The organism is Streptomyces sp. BA2 (assembly GCF_009769735.1).
Lineage (GTDB): Bacteria > Actinomycetota > Actinomycetes > Streptomycetales > Streptomycetaceae > Streptomyces.
Genome location: NZ_WSRO01000002.1, coordinates 4805186 through 4826828, shown reverse-complemented (window position 1 = coordinate 4826828; position 21643 = coordinate 4805186). Strand labels below are relative to the sequence as shown.

Here is a 21643-nt window from a genome sequence, read left to right as displayed (position 1 = left end):
AAGTCATGCAGACAGCAGCCGCAGCAGCCGACACCACCACAACGACACCGGATCCCGCCGCGCGACCGGCAGTTGACTACGTCCACGGATACTCGCACCGTGAGGCCCGCAGGCTGGGGGACCAGGCGGACACCCTCGCCGCGCTGCTGCACGCCGACACGGCGTATCCGGCGGGGAGCCGGGTCCTGGAGGTCGGATGCGGGGTCGGCGCCCAGACCGTTCACCTGATCGACTCCAGCCCGGGGGCCCGTTTCGTGGCCGTCGACCGTTCGGCGGACTCCCTGGCGAAGGCCGGCGCCCGCGTGACGGCGCACGCGCCCGACGCGCACGTGCAGTGGCGCCGTGCTGATCTCTTCGCTCTCCCTTTCCCGGACGCCGAGTTCGACCACATCTTCGTCTGCTTCGTCCTGGAGCATCTGGCGGCGGCCCAGCGGGCGCTCGCCGGACTGCGGCGGCTGCTGCGGCCGGGCGGGACGATCACCGTGATCGAAGGGGACCACGGGTCGGCGTTCTTCCATCCCGACAGCGCCTACGCCCGTGCGGCGATCGACTGCCTGGTTCAGCTCCAGGCAGACGGCGGGGGAAACGCCCTGGTCGGGCGGCAGTTGCAGCCGCTCCTCAGGCAGGCCGGCTACGAAGGCGTCCGGGTGCGGCCCTGCACCGTCTACGCGGACCGGACCCGGCCCAAGCTGGTCGAAGGCTTCACTCGCAGCACGTTCATCGCCATGATCGAATCCGTCAGGGGCGACGCGCTGGCCTCGTCCCTCATCACCGAGGCCGACTGGGACCGCGGGATGGCCGATCTGCGCAGGACCGCGGACGACGACGGGACCTTCCACTACACGTTCTTCAAGGCCACGGGTACGCGTTCCGATCGGCGCGGTTGATCTACGCGTTCCGCGTAGCGTGGCCGGCGGAATTCGCTCGACGCGCGGCTTCTCCGAAGGTGGACTGGGGCCATGACATCACCGCGTGAAGAGTTGCTGCCCACCACCCGTCGAGCCCTGCTGCACCGAGTCGCCACCGCTCAGGCGGAGGGGAGAGCGCCCTCGCTCGTCGCCTCGGTGCTCAGGGACGGCGAGTTGGTGTGGACCGAGGGGCGCACCTGCGTCGCGGGGCATGCACCGGACGAGGACGTCCAGTACCGCATCGGCTCGATCACCAAGACCTTCACCGCCGTACTGGTGATGCGGCTGCGCGACGAGGGCGCCCTCGACCTCTCCGACCCTCTGGAGAAGCACCTCACGGGAACTGCCGCGGGCGACGTCACCATCGCGGAACTGCTCGCGCACACCAGCGGGTTGGCGGCCGAGACCCCAGGTGAGTGGTGGGAGCGTACGCCGGCCTCGCAGCGCCCCGAGCTCGATGACGTACTCGGTGAGCATCCTTTCAAGCACCCCACCGGGCGCCGGTTCCACTACTCCAACCCCGGTTACACGCTGCTCGGTTCGCTGATCGAGGCGCTGCGGGGGGACTCCTGGGAAGCGGTGCTGCGCCGCGAGGTCCTGGAGCCGCTGGGCCTGGACCGGACGAGTGCGCAGCCGCAGGCCCCGCATGCCGGTGGCTGGGCCGTCCATCCGTGGGCGGACGTGATGATGCCCGAACCCGCCGAGGACCTGGGCCTCATGGCTCCGGCCGGGCAGCTGTGGTCCACGACGGCGGACCTGGGTCGCTTCGCCGCCTTCCTCCTGGAGGGCGACGACCGGGTCCTGTGCGCCGATACGGTGCGGGAGATGCGGGCGCCGGCGTCGCCTCTGCCCCCAGGGGACTGGGACGTGACGTACGGCCTGGGGACGCAGCTGATCCGTGGGGACGGGCGCACCTTTGCCGGGCACGGGGGCTCACTGCCGGGCTTCATGGCCGGGCTGTGGGCGAGCGCGGAGGACGGCCTGGTGGCGGTCACGCTGACCAACTGCACCTCCGGCCCTGCCGTGACGGCGCTGGCTCTCGACCTGCTGAAGATCGTGGCCGAGGCCGAGCCTCGTATCCCGGAGGCGTGGCGTCCCCTGACCGAGCTCGATGAGGGGCTGCTGGAGCTGGCGGGGCCCTGGTACTGGGGGACGAGCACCTTCGTGCTGCGGCCGCAGGCCGAGGGAGCACTCGACCTGTCGCCCATCGAGGGCCAGGGCCGCGGATCGCGATTCCTGCCGAACGGTGACGGCTCCTGGACCGGGCTCGACGGCTACTTCGCCGGGGAGCAGCTGCGGGCGGTGCGGCGGCCCGACGGGACGGTGAGCCATCTCGACCTGGGGTCGTTCTTCTTCACCCGGGAGCCGTACGACGCGGGGGCTCCCGTGCCGGGTGGGGTGGACCGGGAGGGGTGGCGCGGGCTTCCCCAGTAAGAGCTCGTAAGACCTCGAAGACCTCGTACGAGACGGCTGGGCGTCGTGTTTCACGTGAAACACGACGCCCAGCGGCATGACGCATCAACAGCGGCGTCAGAGCTGCAGCTTGAACCCCACGTGCGATGCCGTGAACCCCAGCCGCTCGTAGAAACGGCGGGCATCGGTGCGGGTGGCATCGGAGGTCAGCTGCACCAACTGGCAGCCCTGGCGCCGGGATTCATCGACGGCCCACTCGATGAAGCGGGTTCCGAGGCCGCTGCCGCGCTCGTCGGCGTGGACGCGCACGCCCTCGATGATGGACCGAAGTGCTCCCTTCCGGGACAGGCCCGGAACGATCGTGAGCTGCAGCGTGCCGACGACGCGTCCCTCGCGCGCGGCGACGACCTGGTGCTGGTTCGGGTCCGCGGCGAGGCGTTCGAACGCGGTGAGGTACGGGGTGAGGTCGTCCGGCGACTCGCGCGTGCTGCCCAGGGGGTCGTCGGCGAGCATCTCCACGATGGCGGGGATGTCGTCGGCGACCGCCGGGCGTATCTCAAGATCTCCCATGAGACGCAGCCTATGCAGCCACCCGCCTTTCCGGCAGGGCAGGCCACTCAACCCTCACTGAGGATCTACGCCGGGACCCGACTGAAGATCTACGCCGGGACCCGCACCGCTTCCACGGCCCTGACCAGCGGTGCCAGCTCCGGGTTCAGCGCCGCCTCGTCGAGCGCCTCGCGCAGCGCGGCGTCGTTGGTGGGGCGCGCCTCGGCGAGGAGTGCGGCGCCCGACTCGCTGACGTCCGTGTAGATGCCGCGGCGGTCGGTGGGGCACAGGTAGCGGGACAGCAGCCCGCGGTCCTCGAGCCGGGTGACCAGGCGCGTGGTGGCGCTCTGGCTGAGTACGACGGCGTCGGCGACCTGCTTCATCTGCAGATGGCCGCCCTCCCCGTCGTGCTGGCGGCTGAGGACGTCCAGCAGGGAGTACTCGCGCACGCTGAGGTCGTGCTCGGCCTGCAGGGCGCGCTCGATGTGGGTCTCGATCTTCCCGTGGAGCAGGGAGAGCGTGCACCAGCCCTGCGCAAGGGCGGTCAGTGCGGGGTCCGTCGCTGTCATGGCTCTTGTTCCTCCGTCCCGGAGCTGCTGAGGACCAGGATAGTCCACTGATGCAATATCCAGCGGTTGCAAGTAACCCGCGTGCGCAACTATTGTGAACGCAAGCTAAGCGCACCTGCAATCGTCTTGGAAGGTAGAACCATGCCTCTCGCGCTACTGGCCCTCGCGATCGGGGCCTTCGGAATCGGGACCACAGAGTTCGTGATCATGGGACTGCTCCCTGAGGTCGCGGGTGACTTCGGCGTCTCCATCCCCACGGCCGGCCTCCTCGTGACCGGCTACGCACTCGGCGTCGTGCTCGGCGCTCCCCTGATGACCGCCCTCGGCACCCGTATCTCGCGCAAGCGGATGCTGATGCTGCTCATGGGCCTGTTCATCGCGGGCAACCTGCTCTCCGCCGTGGCCCCGGCTTTCGGCGTCATGCTGGCGGGCCGCGTCGTCGCCTCGCTCGCCCACGGCGCGTTCTTCGGCATCGGCTCGGTCGTCGCGGCCGAACTGGTCGCGCCGGAGAAGAAGGCCGGAGCCATCGCCATGATGTTCACGGGCCTGACCGTGGCCAACGTGGTCGGTGTGCCGCTCGGCACGCTCGTCGGGCAGACCCTCGGCTGGCGCACCACCTTCGCGATCGTCGCGGGCCTCGGCGTCATCGGCCTGGCCGGTATCGCCAAGCTCGTTCCTGACCTGCCCAAGCCCGAGGGCGTACGGCTGCGCCACGAGCTGGCCGCGTTCCGCAACGTCCAGGTGCTGCTCGCCATGGCGATGACGATCCTCGGCTTCGGCGGTGTCTTCGCGGCCGTCACCTACCTCGCGCCGATGATGACGGACGTCGCCGGCTACGCGGACTCCTCCGTGACCTGGCTCCTCGTCCTCTTCGGTCTCGGCATGGTCGCGGGCAACCTGATCGGCGGAAAGTTCGCGGACCGAGCCCTGATGCCGCTGCTCTACATCTCGCTGAGCGCGCTGGCCGTCGTGCTCGCCCTCTTCACCCTCACCGCGCACAACAAGATCGCGGCAGCCGTGACCATCACGCTGATCGGTGCCCTGGGCTTCGCCACCGTGCCGCCGCTGCAGAAGAGGGTGCTCGACCAGGCCTCCGGCGCGCCAACGCTCGCCTCGGCCATGAACATCGGCGCCTTCAACCTCGGCAACGCGCTCTCGGCCTGGCTCGGTGGCCTCGTGATCTCCGCGGGCCTCGGCTACACCGCCCCGAACTGGGTGGGCGCGGTTCTCGCGGGCTCCGCGCTCCTCCTGGCCGTCGTCTCGGCCACGCTCGAGCGCCGCTCGGCCACTCCCAGCCGGGTCGTCACGGGCATGGCCCCTGTCGAGCAGGCGACGCCCGTCCACCACTGACCCCCTCCAGCCCCCCTCATGAGCACCACCGCACAAGGAGAAACCCCCATGAGCACCACCACCCCCGCCGTCGCCCCGCTGACCACGCAGGACGCCGAGGCACTCGTCACCGCGGCCCGCCGCGCGGCCGAAGCGGCCGATGTCACGGTCAGCGTCACCGTCCTCGACGCGGGCGGCCACCTGCTCGCCTTCCGGCGCGACGACCGGGCGGTACTGATCTCCGGCGAGACCAGCACCCGTAAGGCGTACACGGCGCTCCAGCTCAACGCCCCGACCGCCGACCTCGTCGACCTGGTCAAGCCCGACGGCCCCTTCCATACCCTGCCCACCGCCCTCGACCGGCCGCTCCTCTTCATCGCCGGTGGCGTGCCGGTCCACCGTGAGGGCCGACTGATCGGCTCCATCGGCGTCGGCGGCGGAGCGCCCGAGCAGGACCACGGGTTCGCCACGGCGGCCGTGGACGCCCTCCGGTAGTACGGCACCGCTGGTACGACGCCACGCGAGGACATGACGAAGGCCCGCCCCCAACCACCGGGAACCATCCGGTGGTTGGGGGCGGCCCTCTGTGTGCGGTCAGCCGGCCGCGACCGTCAGCGGCGCGAAGCGGCGGGTCCAGTCGCCGGGCAGCTCGGGGATGCCGTACGTCATCACGGCATTGAAGGCGGTCGGTGCGAGGCCGCGTTCCTTCACCCAGGCGAGCAGCTCTTCGTGACGTACGTCGATGTCGGTGCGCAGCGGGCGGTCCGAGGCCGCGGCGAGCGAGGCGATCAAAGCCTTCGCCGTCTCCGTGTCCCGGGCGATCAGGGGGCCGATGACATGGGTCTCCATGTTCGGCCAGGCGCCCGCGTAGCCGGTGATGGTGCCGTCCTCCTCCGCGACCCGCAGCTGGTCGCCGAAGGCGGGAAGCCGAGTGAGTACGTGCGTGCGGTCGAGGCCGAAGACCTCGGTGTCGAGCCTGACGATCGCGGGCAGATCCTCCGCGGTCGCCGGCCGGGTGGCGACGTCCGGCAGTGGGCCGCCCGGGGTGAACCGGCCGCGGACCATCTCGGCGCGGCCGGTGGTCTTGAATCCGAGCTGCTCGTAGAGGGGGCGGCCGTTGGGCGTCGCGTGGAGGGTGAGCGGGGTGGTGCCCGCGCCCTCGATGACGTACCGCATCAGGTGGCGGCCGAGGCCCTTGCGGGCGTGCCGCTCGGCGACGAGGACCATGCCGATCGCTCCGAGGCCTGGGCTCCCATAGGGGCCGTACTCGGTCACCACGCAGGCGGCGATGAGGCTGTTGCCGTCGGGGTCGTCGATGCCGTAGCCCGTGCCGGCCGAGAGCAGTAGCCCCCATTTGTGGTCCTCGCGTGGCCAGCCTCGATCCTGCGACAGATCGGCGCAGGCGGTGAGGTCACGCAGGGTCAGCCGGCGGATGGGCAGGGCGGAGAGGGAAGGTGTCGACACTCGGGTCAGGCTGTCTGACGCATGACCTTGGCGTCCACCGGTTTGTGGGCAGAACCACGTCGGTTTTGGCCACGTCGGTTTTGGTCACGTTGCTTCCGGCCACGGCGGGTCAGGCCCCAGGGCTTGAGCACCGAGATGACCGTCATGAAGAGATAGGCGCTCAGGGAGACGATGGGTCCGGCGATCAGACCGGTCGGATCCGTCACCGGGTCTCCCGCGGACACGGTGGCGACCGTGTCGTTGATGCCCGGGCGCAGAGCGAACGCCGACGCGGCGGTGGTGGCCAGGGTCAGCCAGAACTTCGTGTAGACCCAGCGGTGCCTGGCGAGTCCCCAAGGAGTTCCGAGGGACAGCAGCAGACCGCTCAGCAGGGTGAGCAGTGCGAGCGGCAGCACCAGCCAGTCCGCGAAGAGCTTCATGGAGCGGGCGGCGGCCTCGGTCACCGAGGCCGAATCCGTGGTGATGGCCGCGAAGGCAAGCGCGAGCAGGCCGAGCGTAAGCCCGAGCCAGCCTGCGGCGGCGGTGACATGGACGACGAGGGTGGCCCGGCGAGCGGGGCGGCTTAGTTTCACGTGAAACACGGTGCCGGGACCGGAGGCCGAGGGCGTCTGACAGCGGGAGTAACCGCGGGTACTAGCCTCGGCGTACATGGCACGCCTTCACCTCTTCGACCTGGACGGAACGCTGCTGCACGGCACGGCGGCTCCCGTGGAGATCTCGCGCCAGCTCGGCCTCGATGCCGAGATCGCGGAGCTGGAACGGGAATTCGTGGCGCAGCGGATCGACTCGCCCCAGTACGCGGCCCGTGTGCACGCCCTGTGGGCGGACCTCACGGACACGCAGGTCACAGCGGCTTTCGACGGAGCGCCGTGGCTGATGGGGATCCGGGAAACCTGGGCCGAGATCCGGGAGGGCGGCGACTATTGCGCGGTGATCTCGCTGTCGCCGTCGTTCTTCGTGGAGAGGCTGCTCGGCTGGGGCGCGCATGCCGCGCACGGGTCGCGTTTCCCCGCCGTGCCGTTCACCGAGCCGGTGAATCCGACGGGCATTCTCAATGCCGCGGCCAAGGTGAAGATCGCGGACCGGCTCTGTGAAGAGTTCGGGGTGGGGCGGTCCGATTGCGTCGCTTATGGCGACTCGCTCTCGGACCTGGAGCTGTTCGGAGCGGTGCCTGTTTCGGTCGCTGTCAATGCGGATCAGCGGCTGGTTGGGCTCGCTACCCACTCTTATGTCGGGCGTGATCTGCGTAAGGCGTATGAATTGGTGTGCGGCGCCCGGTAATTGGGGCAATTGGCAGGCGCCGGTCGCTGAATTCCTGGTGAAGGGCGGTGGGACTTGTGCGCCGGACGGCTGCCGGTATGGTCGAGTCCGGTTCGCGCCGGGTGCATCTCAGCGCACCCCTGGGGGGCACGGGCGGACGTCAACGCAGCCTAACGGGGCGAAGAGATCGAAGACCTGAACTTTCCGTTATGCGACCGGCGTTACGGGGAGGAGTGGGACGCTGCGGTGAGATGACTGCGGGCAATGTCACATTTGATACCTACTTGTCCGTAGGGTCCGGAATCCGAGGTTCAATGTGGCCACATTGGCTGCCGAGGCAGAGCGGGGAAAGTAAGCGGCTTCCTACAGGGAAGTGCACGGACCGACTGAGAGATGTTCGAGGCGAGGCACAGCATGGACGCTCCGACCACCACGTCGGCGGGCAACGGCACTTCCGGCGACAACGGCGGTGGAGGCGGCTGGTTCACCCCACGGAAGGCGCCGAAGCCGTCGGAGGGCGGCGAGCAGCCGACACGGCCCGAGGGCGGTGAGCCCGAGGCGACCGAGGGACGCAGGGTGTCCGCCATACGACCGGTGGGCAGGCCCGGCCCGGCCGGCTCCGAACCGGAGGCCCCGCCCGCGACCGAGCCGCCGGAGGCCCCGCCCGCGCCCGAACCGCCGGAGGCCCGCCCCGCGCCCGAACCCGAGCGCGCGGCCGAGGAACGAATACCGGCAGCCCGGGAAGCAGCAGCACCGGCGCCCGCTCAGGCCGCCCCCCAGAGCGCACCCCAGGCCGCCCCCGCACCACATCCCGAGCCGCGTTCCGAACCGCACCCGCAGCAGCCGCACCCGCAGCAGCCGCACCCCCAGCAGCCGCACTCCGAGCGCGTACCGGAACCACGGAAGCCCTCCCCAACGGTCTCCCCCACGGGTTCCCCCGACGCGCTGCGCGTCCAGCGGACGATGGCTGAGATAGGCCCCGTCGCCGACAAGGTCACCTCGTACTTCTACGCGCTGCTCTTCACCCGGCACCCCGACCTGCGCCCCCTGTTCCCCGCCGCTATGGACACCCAGCGGGACCGGCTGCTCAAGGCGCTGCTGACCGCGGCCGAGCACATCGACCACGCAGACGTACTCACCGCGTATCTGAAGAACCTCGGGCGTGGGCACCGCAAGTACGGCACCCGGCCCGAGCACTATCCGGCCGTCGGTGAGTGCCTGATCGGTTCGCTCAGCCGGTACGCGAGCGCGATCTGGGACGAGGAGACCGAGGCCGCCTGGGTCCGGACGTACACGACGATCTCCCAGATCATGATCGACGCGGCGGCCGCAGATGAACTGCGCGCCCCCGCCTGGTGGTTCGCCGAGGTCGTCTCGCACGATCTCAGGACGCCCGACATCGCTGTCGTCACCGTCCGCCCCGACCAGCCCTATCCCTTCCTGGCAGGCCAGTACACGAGCCTGGAGACGCCCTGGTGGCCGCGGATCTGGCGGCACTACTCGTTCGCTTCGGCGCCGCGCTCCGACGGGCTCCTCTCGTTCCACGTGAAGGCCGTCCCCGCGGGCTGGGTCTCCAACGCCCTGGTGCACCACGCCCGCCCCGGCGACGTCCTGCGCCTCGGCGCGCCCGCCGGTTCGATGACTGTCGACCACACCACCGACAGTGGATTGCTCTGCCTGGGCGGCGGCACCGGCATCGCCCCCATCAAGGCGCTCGTCGAGGACGTCGCCGAGCACGGCGAGCGGCGGCCGGTCGAGGTCTTCTACGGCGCCCGCACCGACCACGACCTGTACGACATCGACACGATGCTGCGCCTCCAGCAGACCCACCCCTGGCTCTCGGTCCGCCCGGTCGTCGACGGCAGGGCCCAATTGCCGGACGCCGTGCGCGAGTACGGCCCCTGGAACGAGTACGACGCCTACCTCTCGGGCCCGCCCGGCATGATCCGCAGCGGCGTCGACGCGCTGCGGGACGTCGGCATCCCGGCAGGACGCATCCGCCACGACTCCGTGGAGGAACTGGTCGCCGCGGGCGATTAGCCCCAGCTCAGGGACGTGCGTCCAGCCAGCTCAGGGACGTGCGATCAGCCCAGATCAGGGGCATGCGATCAGCCCAGATCAGGGGCGTGCATCGCGCGTACGCCCTCGATGTTGCCGTCCAGGTAGTGCCGCAGCGACAGCGGTACGAGGTGGACCGAGGCGATCCCGACCCGGGTGAAGGGCACGTGGACGATCTCGTACTCGCCGCAGGGCTCCTCCATCTCCGGGCCGTGCCGCAGCGAGGCGTCCATGGACTCCAGGCGGCAGACGAAGAAGTGCTGGACTTTGACGCCGGTCGCGCCACCGTCCTCGCCGATGTGCTCGACGGTGTCCACGAAGCAGGGCACCACGTCGGAGATCTTGGCGCCGAGTTCCTCGTGCACCTCACGATGGAGCGCGTCGACGACGGTCGCGTCCTCCGGCTCCACACCGCCACCAGGGGTGACCCAGTAAGGATCGACGCCGGGCTTGGTCCGCTTGATCAGGATCAGGTCGTCGCCATCGAGCAGGACGGCGCGTGCGGTGCGCTTGACCACGGGTCGGACGGTCATGGGAGGAATGTGGCCCGGACTGTTCCACGTGAAACATCGTGAACCAGCCGGAGTCCCGCTCAAGCCCAGTCGACGGCAGCACGCAGCAGCCACTCGTGCGCCCGCGCGATGTGCGGCATCGCGAGCGTGCCGGTGCGTACGACGAGGAAATACGTGCGCAGGGGCGGCACCGCCGGGTCCAGCAGGGCCACGACCTCGCCACTCTTCAAGGCGGGCGCACAGAGATAGCGTGGCAGGACGGCGAGTCCCGCCCCGGTGGCGACGCAGGCGAGCACCGCTCGCAGGTCCGGCACAATGACGGCGCCCGATGCGGCCGGACGGGTGTCGAAGACGGCGGCCCAGTAGCGGGCGACCAGCGGCAGCGACTCGTGCACCTCCACCACGGGCAGGTTCTCCAGCGCCGACGCGCCCTTGCGGCGGAGCTTGCCGGGGCCGATGCGGGCCGCCCAGCGCCGGCTCGCGACCAGGACGTGCTCCTCATCGCACAGCGGTGTCGCGGTGAGCAGCGTCCCGCGTGGCCTGGTGGTGGCGATGGCCAGGTCGTGATGCCCGGCGGAGAGCCCTTCGAGGACCTCCTCCGCGTTGCCCAACGAGGCGCGCAGTGCGAAACCCTGTCCGTCCTCCCCGGTCAGTCTGGTGAGGGCGGGTAACGCGCGGGCCGCGGTGAATTCAGGAGGCCCAGCGAGGTGGAGGGTGCGTACCGAAGAGTCCTCTTCGAGCCCTGTCTCGGCGATCTCCACGAGGGCGTCGAGATGCGGCGCGGCCTTGTGGGCGAGCTCGTCCCCGATGGTCGTGGGGGTCACGCCGCGCGCCTGGCGCAGGAACAGGGGGCGGCCCAGCTGCCGCTCCAGGGTCCGTATCTGCGAGGTGACGGCGGGCTGGGACAGGCCGAGCAGGGCTGCCGCGCGCGTGAAGGAGCCGGCCCGGTGCACGGTCACGAACGTGCGCAGCAGGGCCAGATCCACGGCGGTGCCCTCCCCTCCCGGCCCTCGGGCCGCGCCCAACTATAAATATGTCGATAGGTCTCTGTCGCTACTGTGATTGGACACTGACACAGAGTCAACTAGCCTTGTGCGCGCGGTTCTTCGCGCGCAGAACCGGAACGGTCCGAGCCACGAGGGGGGAGGCTCGGACCGTTCGTTGTGCGTAGCGCGGTACTAGCCGGGAGCGGTCCCACGCACCTGGGGCTCTCAGCCCGCCGACTCGTCCAGGGCGCGCAGCACGTCCGCCACCAGGTCTTCGGGGTCCTCGGACCCGGCGGAGAGGCGGATGAAGCCCTCCGCGACGGCGTCCCCGCCCCAGCGGCCACGCCGCTCCGCGGTGGAACGCACGCCGCCGAAGCTCGTCGCGTCGTCCACCAGACGCAGCGCATCGAGGAAACGGTCGGCTTGCGCGCGTGAGGGCAGCGTGAAGGAGACCACGCACCCGAAGCGCCGCATCTGCTGCGAGGCGATCTTGTACGACGGGTCGTCGGGCAGTCCCGGATAGCGGAGCCCGGTCACCTCACCGCGGGCGCGCAGCGCCTCGGCCAAGGCCAGGGCGTTGGCGTTCTGACGCTCGGCGCGCAGCTGGAGCGTGGCGAGCGAGCGATGCGCCAGCCAGGCCTCCATCGGACCGGGGATGGCACCGACGATCTTGCGCCAGCGCCGCACGGAGGCGATCAACTCGGCGTCGCGGCAGGCGACGTACCCAAGGAGGATGTCGCCGTGGCCGGTGAGCATCTTGGTGCCGCTGGCCACGGAGAAGTCCGCGCCGAGTTCGAGGGGGCGCTGGCCGAGCGGTGTGGCCAGGGTGTTGTCGACCGCCACGAGGGCTCCACGCGCGTGTGCCGCGTCGGCGAGGCGCCGCACGTCGCACACGTCGAGGCCCGGGTTCGACGGCGTCTCGATCCACAGCAGCTTGGCGCCGTCCAGGACGTCGAGCTGGGCGTCGCCGCCGGTCGGGGCGGTGCGCACCTCGATGCCGTACGCGGTGAGCTGCTCCCTGACCAGGGGCAGCGCCTGATAGCCGTCGTCCGGCAGGACCACCGCGTCACCGGCGCGCAGCTGCGAGAAGAGCACCGCCGAGATGGCGGCCATCCCGGAGGCGAAGACCAGGGTCTCGACATCCGTGCCGACGGCTCCGTCACGGCCCGCGCCTTCACCCCCATCCGGCGCTTCGAGCTCGCCGATGGCCTGCTCGAGAAGCGTCCAGGTCGGGTTGTCGTCCCGGCCGTAGGTGTACGGCCCGGTGGGATCGCCCGGCAGGTGGAAGTGCGCGGCGAACACCGGTCCCGGGAGGGTCGGCTCGTACTTGACCGGCTCGGGGAGACCGGCGCGCACGGCTCTCGTGCCGTCGCCCGTACCGGTGCCTGTTCCCGCGCCGGTACCTGCGCCGCTACCTGCGGCTATCGATGCGGAGTCCGTCATGCCGCCCGCCCTTCCCTTGCTTCGCGTACGGCGCCGAGCAGGCCGTCGCTCGCCGCCTCCACCATTCTCAGGCACGCCTCGAACCCGTCGTCGTCCCCGTAGTACGGGTCGGGGACGTCCAGGTCGCCGAGGCCGGCGGCGACGGGATCGTACGAGCGCAGCAGCCGTACCTTGTCCGCGTCGGCCGGTGTGGGCGCGAGGCGGCGCAGGGTCCGGTGGTGGCCGGAGTCCAGTGCGATCACCAGGTCGAGCCGGGCGAACCAGGAGACCTGGAAACGGCGCGCCACGTGACCGGTCTCATAGCCTGCCGCCGCCAGGACGGAGACAGCGCGCGGATCGGCGCCGTCCCCCTCGTGCCAGCCGTCGGTGCCCGCGCTGTCCACTCGGACGAGGCCGCCGAGTCCGGCCTCGTCGACCCGGGCGCGGAAGACGGACGCGGCCATGGGGGAGCGGCAGATGTTGCCGGTGCAGACGAAGCACACGGAGAAGGCCATGGGGCGGGCTCAGTCCTTGTCGTCGGGCAGGACGACGTTCATCGCCCAGGACACGACCGAGATGATCAGGCCGCCCAGGACGGCGGTCCAGAACCCCTCGACGTGGAAGCTCACGTCGAGCTTGTCGGCCAGCCACGACGTGAGCAGCAGCATCAGGGCGTTGACCACGAGCGTGATCAGGCCGAGGGTCAGGATGAACAGCGGGAAGGTGAGCACCTTCACGACCGGCTTGACCAGGAAGTTCACCAGGCCGAAGAGCAGTGCGACGACGATCAGCGTGAGCGTCTTCTTGCCCGTGCTGTCGCCGGTCAGCGTGATCTTGTCGAGGAGCCACACGGCGACGGCCAGGGCTGCCGCGTTGGCGATCGTCTTGACTACGAAATTCTTCATGTGTCTGATCGTTGCAGACGGACGGCCAGAGCGGTCGGACCGCTGGCTGGGGCAAGGGGCGTACGAGGACGATGAAGGCATTCCGGCTGGATGAACTGGAGACCGAGCGCGCCGCGAACGACGGCGCGTATCTGCAGTTTCTGCGCGAGCGGAACATGTCGGTCGGGCTGTACGCGCTCGACGCCGGGGAGTCCGATCCACAGCAGCCTCACCAGCAGGACGAGGTCTACATGATCGTCAGCGGTCGGGCGTCGATCACGGTCGGTATGGAGACCACCCAAGTCGCGCGCGGCAGCGTGGTGTACGTGCCGGCCGGGGTGGCCCACAAGTTCCACCACATCAGCGAGGACCTGCGGGTGCTCGTCGTCTTCTCGCCGCCGGAGGGCTGAGTCCCGCGCCGCAGGGCCCCTTGGAGGGCTGGTCCTCTACGCCGCAGGGCTGACTTCTCGGGGCCGCGACCTCGGGGTTCCCTAGGGGGCGGATCAGGGGAGGACAAGGGATGCGAGGCCCCCGTCGGGCCCTCTGCCGCCCTAGCATCGAATGCAAGAAGTAGGACAGATGCGAAGAGAGGTAAGGACGATGGCTGCGCAGGAGATCTTCTCGGGATTGCCGTGGTGGGTGAAGTGGATCGCGGTGCCGGTCATCGCCCTGGTCGTGTTCGGCGGTTTGATAGCGACCGTTGTGGGATTCGTGGTCGGCCTGCTGTTCAAGGCACTGATTTTCGTCGCCTTGGTGGGTGGACTCATCTACGTCGTACGGAAGTTCATATCCGGCTCGACCTCTTCGCGCAGCGATTGGTGACTTCTCGCAACAGTTCCCTCGGGTGGGGGAAGTTTCCTGGTGCGGCGCCTTAGACCGGTGGCCAACGGTTAGAGTCCGAAAACCGACGCGGGGCGAGCCCCGCGCACGGGCGCACTGCGCTCCCACCCGTGTATCCCCGGGCACGGGCGGAACCCCCACGCGTTTCGGGAGTGAACCTTGGCCTCGGTTGACGCCACACCCGCCGACATCTCGTCCAACGACCCTCCGTACGCGGCGTCGCCGACTGTCTCGGCTTCAACTGCCGCCGCGCCGACCCTCATTGGGTCGGTGCAGCGGGCGATGCGTCTGCTGGAGGCCGCCTCCGCGCATCAGGAAGGGGCGCCCGCCAAGCAGTTGGCCCGGGAGGCCGGGCTCGCCCTGCCCACGGCGTATCACCTGCTGCGCACGCTGACCCACGAGGGCTATCTGCGCCGGGACAAGGGCGTGTTCGTGCTCGGCGAGGCGGCCGAGCGGCTGAGTGCGAGCGGGGCGCAGCAGAATCGTCGCGGCATGATCGACGAGGCCCTGGAGCACTGGCGCGATGCCATCGGTGTGCCGGTCTACTTCGCCGTCTACCGCGAGGGCGAGATCGAGGTCGTGGCCGTCGCGGACACGCCGGGGAATCCGGCGGTGGAGGAGTGGGCGGACTTCCGCGAGACCGGACACGCCCATGCGATCGGGCAATGTCTGCTCGCCCAACTCGACGACGAACAGCGGCAGGACCACCTCTCCCGCTATCCGGTGCAGTCGATCACTCGGTACTCGGTCCGTGACGACCGGAGTTTCATCCGCCGCCTGGACGGGATGGGCCGGATGAAGCCCGTGGTGGAGCGGCAGGAGTACGCGTTGGGCACGGTCTGTGCCGCGATTCCGATCACCGCGGGCGACACGGCGGCCACGATGGCGATTTCCGTTCCGACCTATCAGGCGGACCGACTACTTCCCGCCGCACGGCAGTTGCAGAGTGAGATCGGAAAGCTACTAGGGACACTTGCTTTCTCTATCAGCATCTGAAAACTCACTCCTTGTGATCTGATGTGTACGTTAAGCAAGATGCCATGAGTGTCAGGGAGTTGGTTCCTGGCCAGTCGAGCTTTAGCGACGGGGTAGGCGGGCGATGCACGAGTCGGTCCAGGCAGAGGTCATGATGAGCTTCCTAGTTTCCGAGGAGTTGTCGTTTCGCATCCCGGTGGAGCTGCGTTATGAAACCGGCGACCCCTACGCAGTCCGGCTGACCTTCCACCTCCCCGGAGACGCCCCGGTGACCTGGGCCTTCGGGCGTGAGCTGCTGGTCGACGGGGTGGGCGGGGCGTGCGGTGACGGGGACGTGCACATCGCCCCCACCGATCCCGAGCTGCTCGACGAGGTGCTCATCCGGCTTCAGGTGGGCACGGACCAGGCGCTGTTCCGGGTGGGGATTCCGCCGCTGCTCGCCTTCCTCGACCGTACGGACAAGCTGGTTCCGCTGGGGCAGGAGCGGGCGCTCGCCGACTTCGAGACGCACCTGGACGAGGCGCTCGACCGGATCCTCGCCGAGGAGCAGAGCGCGGGCTGACCTTCACGAGCCAAGGGGCGCAGCCGTACGGCAGATTGGTGCATTTCGTGGCATCGGCCGCTCAGGTCCTTGCGGCGCCCCCCCTCGGCATCGGCCGCTCAGGCCTTGCGGCGTCGGCCCTTGCCGCCGCGGCTCTGCTTGGCGGCGGGGGTGGCACCGCTTCCGGGCCCGGTCCCGGTCGCGGTCCCCGGCCGGCCCGCGGGGGTCGAGCGGTCGGCCGAGACCACCAGAGCGGCGAGCGCGGTCGTCACCGGTACCGAGGCGACCAGGCCGATCGAGCCCACCAGCGTACGCACGATCTCCTCGGCCACCAGCTCGCTGTTGGCCACCGTGCCCACGCTGCTCTGGGCGATCGAGAAGAGCAGAAGGAGGGGCAGCGCGGCGCCCGCGTAGGCCAGGACGAGGGTGTTGACGACCGAGGCGATGTGGTCGCGGCCGATGCGGATGGCGGCGCCGTACAGACCCCGCCAGCCCATCGTGGGGTTGGCCTGGTGCAGTTCCCAGACCGCGGACGTCTGCGTCACGGTCACGTCGTCGAGCACGCCGAGCGAGCCGATGATGACGCCGGCGAGCAGCAGACCGCTCATGTCGATGTCCGGGTACAGGCCGTGGATCAGGCCGGTGTTGTCGTCCGTGTTGCCGGTCAGCGAGGCCCAGCCGATGAAGAGCGAGCCGAGGAGTCCGATCAGGAGCAGCGAGATCAGCGTGCCGAGGACCGCGACCGACGTACGCGCCGTGAGGCCGTGGCACAGATAGAGCGCGATCAGCATGATGGCGCTGGCCCCGATCACCGCCACGACCAGCGGGTTCGAGCCCTGGAGGATCGCGGGCAGGATGAAGAACGTCAGGACCAGGAAGCTCAACGCCAGTGCGACCAGGGCCATGACGCCGCGCAGCCGGCCCACCACGACGACGGCGAGCGCGAAGATCCCGGCGAGCAGCGCCATGGGGAACTTCCGGTCCACGTCGGTGACGGAGTACTGCAGCGCCTCGGGAGCTGTGGGCTCGTAGGCGACCACCACCTGCTGGCCCTGGCGCAACTGCCGGGGTGAGTCCGGCTGGACGATCTCGGTGAAGGTGCGGCCCTTGTCCTTGCCGCTGGTCACCTCGATCGTGGCCTTCTTGCAGATGCCCTCCGCGCGGGACTGCGCGGACTGGCCCTCGGCCGTGGAGGTGTCGCCGTTGGGCGGGGTCTGCGAGGCGTTCACGTCCTTGCAGGGGAGCTCCTGCACCTTCGTCACGTCGGCCGACTGGGTCTGCCGGTCGAAGCCGACTCCGGTCCGCTCGTGGCCCGGTGCGCCACCGGGCCAGAACACCGCGAGCCCCACGACCACCGCGGTGGCGAAAGGAATCAGCACGGCGGCGATGACCTTGCGCAGATGCTTGGAGACGGGCGCGGCCGGACCGTGGCTGTGGGAGTGCCCGTGGGGGTCCGGGGGACGGTTCGGGACGGGCGGCTGGGACGGCGGCTGTGTCGAGGTCACTGCCCGATCATCGCAAGAACGGAGGGGGCCCTCTGTTCAGCGTGGCCGACATGACGCTAGCGTGGAGCCACCTTTGCAATCGCGGGAGCTCGGAGCACCGGGCTGAGAGGGCGCTGACCTCCGTACGAATCGGCACAAGAGTGCACGAACAGTACGGAATCCGCTGCGTCGACCGCCGAACCTGTTACCGGGTAATGCCGGCGTAGGGAGTAGGTCTCATGACCACATCGGACGCACGCACGCCTGCCTCGACGCAGAACCAGAGCGACGAGGCCGGGAAGTCCATCGGCTGGCACAAGGCGTATGTCGAGGGTTCACGCCCCGACCTGCGGGTGCCGGTCCGACAGGTGCACCTCACCAACGGCAAGGCCGTGACCCTGTACGACACCTCGGGGCCGTACACCGACGAGTCCATCGACACCGACGTCCGCAGGGGCCTCGCGCCGCTGCGCGAGAACTGGATCATCGCCCGAGGCGACACCGAGGAGTACGTGGGCCGCCCGCCCCGCCCCGAGGACGACGGCATCAAGCACACCTCCCCCCGCGGCGGCCTGAAGAACCTCGACGCGGTCTTCCCCGGCCGCCCGCGCCAGCCGCGCCGGGGCCGCGACGGCCAGGCGGTGACGCAGCTCGCGTACGCCCGCCGCGGCGAGATCACGCCCGAGATGGAGTTCATCGGGATCCGCGAGAACCTCGACCCCGAGGTCGTGCGCGCCGAGGTCGCAGCGGGCCGCGCGGTCATCCCCGCCAACGTCAACCACCCGGAGATCGAGCCGATGATCATCGGCAAGAGGTTCCTGGTGAAGGTCAACGCCAACATCGGCAACTCCGCGGTCACCTCCTCCATCGAGGAGGAGGTGGACAAGATGACCTGGGCGACCAAGTGGGGCGCCGACACGGTCATGGACCTGTCCACCGGGCGCAACATCCACACCACCCGCGAGTGGGTCCTGCGCAACTCCCCCGTGCCCATCGGCACCGTGCCGCTCTACCAGGCCCTGGAGAAGGTCGACGGCCAGGCCGAGGCGCTGACCTGGGAGATCTACAAGGACACGGTCATCGAGCAGGCCGAACAGGGCGTGGACTACATGACGGTGCACGCGGGCGTGCGCCTTCCGTACGTCCCGCTGACCGCCAACCGCAAGACCGGCATCGTCTCGCGCGGCGGCTCGATCATGGCGGCCTGGTGCCTCGCGCACCACAAGGAGAGCTTCCTCTACGAGAACTTCGAGGAGCTCTGCGAGATCCTCGCGTCGTACGACGTGACGTACTCCCTCGGCGACGGTCTGCGCCCCGGTTCGATCGCGGACGCCAACGACGAGGCGCAGTTCGCCGAGTTGCGCACTCTCGGGGAACTCAACACGATCGCCAAGCGTCATAACGTACAGACGATGATCGAGGGCCCGGGACACGTCCCGATGCACAAGATCAAGGAGAACATCGACCTTCAGCAGGAGATCTGCGAAGAGGCGCCGTTCTACACCCTCGGCCCGCTGACCACCGATATCGCGCCCGCGTACGACCACATCACCTCCGGCATCGGCGCCGCGATGATCGGCTGGTGGGGCACGGCGATGCTCTGCTACGTCACGCCCAAGGAGCACCTGGGCCTGCCCAACCGCGACGACGTGAAGACCGGCGTCATCACGTACAAGATCGCGGCCCACGCGGCGGACCTCGCCAAGGGGCATCCGGGCGCCCAGGACTGGGACGACGCGCTCTCGGACGCACGCTTCGAGTTCCGCTGGGAGGACCAGTTCAATCTGGCCCTCGACCCGGTCACGGCACGGGAGTTCCACGACGAGACGCTGCCGGCGGAGCCCGCGAAGACGGCGCACTTCTGCTCGATGTGCGGGCCGAAGTTCTGCTCGATGAAGATCTCGCACGACATCCGGCGTGAGCACGGCGGCACGCAGGAGGAGATCGCGGCGGGCATGGACCAGAAGTCCAAGGAGTTCGCGGCAGCGGGAAACCGCGTGTACCTGCCCATCGCCGACTGAGGCACTGAGGCATGATTCGCGCCGCGCTTCGGGCGGGCATCGCGCCCGCCCGAAGCAGCGTCGCGTACTACTCCGGTGTGCGTACTACTCCGGCTTGTGGTCGGGACCGCCGAAGTCCGGGCTTGAGAAGTCCGGGCTCGAGAAGCTCGGGCGCGGTCCCGCCGCCGGGCCGCCGTCCGGGCTGCTGAATCCCGGCCTGTTGTAGCCGAGCTGGGGCATGCGGCCGCCCGGGTCCGTCGACGGTGTACGAGCCGCGTGCGCCGCCCCCGGATCCGCGAGCGCCTCCCGCAGGAACGGCAGGACGCCGCGCTCCATGAGTGCCTCGCCCCAGGCTTCCCTGGCGCGAACCACCTCCTCGTTCCGTTCTCCGTACGGACCGGCCTGGAGCGACGTGGCGCCGTTGCGCAGGGCGGTCAGGAGCAGGCCGATCGCGGCGATCAGGATGCCCCCTGCGGTGAGCGCGCCGAACAGCCACCCCGCGGTGAGCATGGTGTCCGCGAAGGCGGGCTCGGGGTTGAGCATCTTCAGGATGTAGCCGACGAGCAGGAAGATCGCGGCGGCTGCCCCGGCGAGGACCGGTGCGAGCACCGCGACGACGGCGATGGCCCCCGCCCCTGAAGCCTGGGTGGTGACCTCCCCCATCGTGGTGGCGAGACCGATGCCGCCGGAGCCGGCTTCCGCCGGTCCCTCGCTGCTCCGCTCCCGGATCGATGGTGCGGCAGATCCGCTTTCGCGCAGTTCTTCGCGGACCTTCACATAGTGCGTGTACTCGGTCGTGGCGGCGGCAGTGATCAGCGCAGTGGCGTTCAGGGCCATGGTGCGCAGCTGCTCGGGATTGAGCCGCTCGCCCACTGCGGCGAGATCAGGTCGATTCGGTGCCGTGCGCAGCGCCTCGTTGAGGATCCGCTCGTACTCGGGGCGGTCCTCATTGAGCAGGTGTGGAGCGCTGTTCATGTGCATCCCCCGATGCTCCGTAGGGCTTGGGGCTCGCATGGCTACGAGCCGTCGGGCAGAAACGGAGGGGAGCCTGCTACGGATAAGCCGATGGTAGAGCCGTGAAGGCACGCGGTGACAGGGGGTTTCCGGAAATAGGCCCCTTGGCCAGCGTGATCGTGTAGAGGTGCACCTGCCCAGCGAACGCTCAGTTATCCAGGGGGAGTTGGCAGACCAGCAGTTTTCCGGCCATGGTCACGCCGCCGTCCATGGCGATGGCCAGGCCGCCTGCGTAGATGTGCGGCCCCTCGATGACCGGACCGCCCCCGTCCGAGTCATCCTCGGAGCCGACGTCACCGAGCAGATACGGGATGGGGCTGTGGCCATGCACGATGCGGTGGCCGCCGTACATGTCGAGGAGTTCGCGTACGGCGGAGGGGCCCGACTCGTCGCGGAAGGCGAAGCGCTTGGTGAACTTCCGGAAGAGGTCCCAGCACTCGTCGGCGTCGTTGCGTGTGAGGGTCTCGCGGACCGTGTCGTTCACGGCTTCGATCGAGTCGCCGTAATCCAGATAGGCGGTTGTGTCGGAGTGCATCAGGAGATGCCCGTCCTCCGCCTCGATCGCGTCGAGGCGGGCCATCCACTGCAGATGGTGGTCCTCGAGGCGCTCCATGTCGGTCTTCTGGCCGCCGTTCAGGAGCCAGGCGGCCTGAAAGGTGGCCGTGCCTGCGCCCGAGTTGACCGGGGTGTCGCCGAACCGCTTGGCGCCCAGGAGGAGCAGCTCGTGGTTGCCCATGAGCGCCTTGCAGTAGCCGCCGGCGGCCGCGGCCTGCGCGGAAAGCCGCATCACGAGGTCGATGACGCCGATGCCGTCCGGGCCGCGGTCGGTGAAGTCGCCGAGGAACCACAGGCGCGCGTTGCCCGCGGACCAGTCACCCTCGGCGTCGATGAGGCCCTGCTCCTGGAGCGCCGCGAGCAGCTCGTCCAGATAGCCGTGCACATCGCCCACCACGAACAGCGGGCCGTGTTCGTCGGACGCCGGCGCCTGTGGAGGCTCGGGCATGGCCTGCACCTCCACTTGCACGGTGTCGCCGCGGTTGATGACGGGCAGATCGCGCTGGGTGGGGGTGTAGCCGTCGTCCAGCGTCCCGGGGGCCTCCCCGGGGGCGCCCGGAACCGCCACGCCCGCCGGATCCCCCTGGACCGGACCGGTCTCATGGACGTACGCCGGAACGCGGAAGTCGCGCAACGTCGCCGTCCGCACATCGGGTCCCTGACCGGCCCCCTGAGTCATCGACCCCTCCACCACCATTGCGCCGCATCTGCACCGAGATCGGACTGCTTGGTCGCAGCGGCCCGCGGTGTCGTCCGCCCATCATAGGAATGCGGCTCGCGCTGTGTGGTGCACCAGGGGTGGTGAATCAGTGCGGAACCCCAGTTCACCGAGGTTTTCTCCCGAATTGGGTAGGGGTTTCCCCCCAGGCCACGACCGGGA

23 protein-coding genes are annotated in these 21643 nt (G+C 69.5%); 11 read left to right on the top strand and 12 right to left on the bottom strand.

Features of this window, described 5'->3' with window-relative positions:
* Window positions 1-5: 5 nt before the first annotated feature.
* On the top strand, window positions 6-887 hold the full coding sequence (locus E5671_RS24460; protein WP_160506084.1) for a methyltransferase domain-containing protein: 882 nt from the start codon (window positions 6-8) through the stop codon (window positions 885-887).
* A 72-nt stretch (window positions 888-959) separates the two neighbouring features.
* Window positions 960-2342 (top strand): serine hydrolase domain-containing protein, encoded by a 1383-nt coding sequence (locus E5671_RS24455; protein WP_160506083.1) that lies wholly within the window; start codon window positions 960-962, stop codon window positions 2340-2342.
* A gap of 96 nt (window positions 2343-2438) precedes the next feature.
* Here the strand turns inward: E5671_RS24455 and E5671_RS24450 are convergent, their stop codons facing one another.
* The gene (locus E5671_RS24450) at window positions 2439-2891 is read right to left on the bottom strand and encodes a GNAT family N-acetyltransferase (RefSeq protein ID WP_160506082.1); all 453 of its coding nucleotides are present in this window, start codon (window positions 2889-2891) and stop codon (window positions 2439-2441) included.
* Window positions 2892-2980: 89 nt separating this feature from the next.
* Entirely contained in the window at window positions 2981-3439 is a 459-nt protein-coding gene (locus tag E5671_RS24445) for a MarR family winged helix-turn-helix transcriptional regulator (protein WP_160506081.1), read from the bottom strand.
* 141 nt (window positions 3440-3580) lie between these two features.
* Here E5671_RS24445 and E5671_RS24440 point away from each other — a divergent pair, with 141 nt between their 5' ends.
* Window positions 3581-4789, top strand: coding sequence for an MFS transporter (locus tag E5671_RS24440; RefSeq protein ID WP_160506080.1), 1209 nt, complete (start codon window positions 3581-3583; stop codon window positions 4787-4789).
* Between the two features lie 48 nt (window positions 4790-4837).
* A complete protein-coding gene (locus E5671_RS24435; RefSeq protein WP_160506079.1) occupies window positions 4838-5263 on the top strand; it encodes a GlcG/HbpS family heme-binding protein in 426 nt (141 codons plus the stop codon).
* A 99-nt stretch (window positions 5264-5362) separates the two neighbouring features.
* Here E5671_RS24435 and E5671_RS24430 read toward each other — a convergent pair whose 3' ends face one another.
* Together E5671_RS24430 and E5671_RS24425 are read right to left on the bottom strand one after the other, a co-directional pair.
* Entirely contained in the window at window positions 5363-6232 is an 870-nt protein-coding gene (locus tag E5671_RS24430) for a GNAT family N-acetyltransferase (protein WP_160506078.1), read from the bottom strand.
* A gap of 5 nt (window positions 6233-6237) precedes the next feature.
* Window positions 6238-6804: a DUF2269 domain-containing protein gene (locus E5671_RS24425; protein ID WP_336605832.1), complete on the bottom strand. Its 567-nt coding sequence runs from the start codon at window positions 6802-6804 to the stop codon at window positions 6238-6240.
* 76 nt (window positions 6805-6880) lie between these two features.
* Between E5671_RS24425 and E5671_RS24420 the strand changes: the two genes are divergently transcribed.
* Both E5671_RS24420 and E5671_RS24415 read left to right on the top strand, forming a co-directional pair.
* Window positions 6881-7513 (top strand): HAD family hydrolase, encoded by a 633-nt coding sequence (locus E5671_RS24420; RefSeq protein ID WP_160506076.1) that lies wholly within the window; start codon window positions 6881-6883, stop codon window positions 7511-7513.
* Between the two features lie 393 nt (window positions 7514-7906).
* Window positions 7907-9532, top strand: a complete 1626-nt coding sequence (locus E5671_RS24415) for a globin domain-containing protein (RefSeq protein ID WP_202121246.1) — start codon at window positions 7907-7909, stop codon at window positions 9530-9532.
* A gap of 68 nt (window positions 9533-9600) precedes the next feature.
* Here the strand turns inward: E5671_RS24415 and E5671_RS24410 are convergent, their stop codons facing one another.
* The 5 genes from E5671_RS24410 to E5671_RS24390 form a co-directional block, all read right to left on the bottom strand.
* Complete coding sequence (locus tag E5671_RS24410) at window positions 9601-10083, bottom strand: NUDIX domain-containing protein (RefSeq protein ID WP_160506074.1); 483 nt, start codon at window positions 10081-10083, stop codon at window positions 9601-9603.
* Window positions 10084-10142: 59 nt separating this feature from the next.
* Window positions 10143-11048: a LysR substrate-binding domain-containing protein gene (locus E5671_RS24405; protein WP_160506073.1), complete on the bottom strand. Its 906-nt coding sequence runs from the start codon at window positions 11046-11048 to the stop codon at window positions 10143-10145.
* Between the two features lie 225 nt (window positions 11049-11273).
* A complete protein-coding gene (locus E5671_RS24400) occupies window positions 11274-12491 on the bottom strand; it encodes a cystathionine gamma-lyase (protein ID WP_160506072.1) in 1218 nt (405 codons plus the stop codon).
* A complete protein-coding gene (locus E5671_RS24395; RefSeq protein WP_160506071.1) occupies window positions 12488-12985 on the bottom strand; it encodes a low molecular weight protein-tyrosine-phosphatase in 498 nt (165 codons plus the stop codon). Before E5671_RS24395 ends, E5671_RS24400 begins: the two co-directional genes overlap by 4 nt.
* A gap of 9 nt (window positions 12986-12994) precedes the next feature.
* Window positions 12995-13375 carry a phage holin family protein gene (locus tag E5671_RS24390; protein ID WP_160506070.1) on the bottom strand — a complete coding sequence of 127 codons (381 nt, stop codon included), beginning with the start codon at window positions 13373-13375 and terminating at the stop codon, window positions 12995-12997.
* Between the two features lie 71 nt (window positions 13376-13446).
* Here E5671_RS24390 and E5671_RS24385 point away from each other — a divergent pair, with 71 nt between their 5' ends.
* The 4 genes from E5671_RS24385 to E5671_RS24370 all read left to right on the top strand — a co-directional run bounded on the left by E5671_RS24385 (window position 13447) and on the right by E5671_RS24370 (window position 15731).
* The gene (locus E5671_RS24385; protein WP_160506069.1) at window positions 13447-13764 is read left to right on the top strand and encodes a cupin domain-containing protein; all 318 of its coding nucleotides are present in this window, start codon (window positions 13447-13449) and stop codon (window positions 13762-13764) included.
* Between the two features lie 190 nt (window positions 13765-13954).
* Window positions 13955-14176, top strand: coding sequence for a DUF5326 family protein (locus E5671_RS24380; RefSeq protein WP_160506068.1), 222 nt, complete (start codon window positions 13955-13957; stop codon window positions 14174-14176).
* 288 nt (window positions 14177-14464) lie between these two features.
* The gene (locus E5671_RS24375) at window positions 14465-15190 is read left to right on the top strand and encodes a helix-turn-helix domain-containing protein (protein ID WP_160510387.1); all 726 of its coding nucleotides are present in this window, start codon (window positions 14465-14467) and stop codon (window positions 15188-15190) included.
* 103 nt (window positions 15191-15293) lie between these two features.
* Complete coding sequence (locus E5671_RS24370) at window positions 15294-15731, top strand: SsgA family sporulation/cell division regulator (protein WP_160506067.1); 438 nt, start codon at window positions 15294-15296, stop codon at window positions 15729-15731.
* A 98-nt stretch (window positions 15732-15829) separates the two neighbouring features.
* Here E5671_RS24370 and E5671_RS24365 read toward each other — a convergent pair whose 3' ends face one another.
* Entirely contained in the window at window positions 15830-17215 is a 1386-nt protein-coding gene (locus E5671_RS24365) for a YibE/F family protein (protein WP_160506066.1), read from the bottom strand.
* Window positions 17216-17433: 218 nt separating this feature from the next.
* Between E5671_RS24365 and thiC the strand changes: the two genes are divergently transcribed.
* Window positions 17434-19215: a phosphomethylpyrimidine synthase ThiC gene (thiC, locus tag E5671_RS24360; RefSeq protein ID WP_160506065.1), complete on the top strand. Its 1782-nt coding sequence runs from the start codon at window positions 17434-17436 to the stop codon at window positions 19213-19215.
* Between the two features lie 84 nt (window positions 19216-19299).
* On the opposite strand, the gene E5671_RS24355 is transcribed toward thiC, so the two are convergent.
* The gene (locus tag E5671_RS24355) at window positions 19300-20175 is read right to left on the bottom strand and encodes a hypothetical protein (protein ID WP_160506064.1); all 876 of its coding nucleotides are present in this window, start codon (window positions 20173-20175) and stop codon (window positions 19300-19302) included.
* 181 nt (window positions 20176-20356) lie between these two features.
* Window positions 20357-21457: a metallophosphoesterase gene (locus E5671_RS24350; protein WP_443032798.1), complete on the bottom strand. Its 1101-nt coding sequence runs from the start codon at window positions 21455-21457 to the stop codon at window positions 20357-20359.
* Between the last annotated feature and the right edge of the window lie 186 nt (window positions 21458-21643).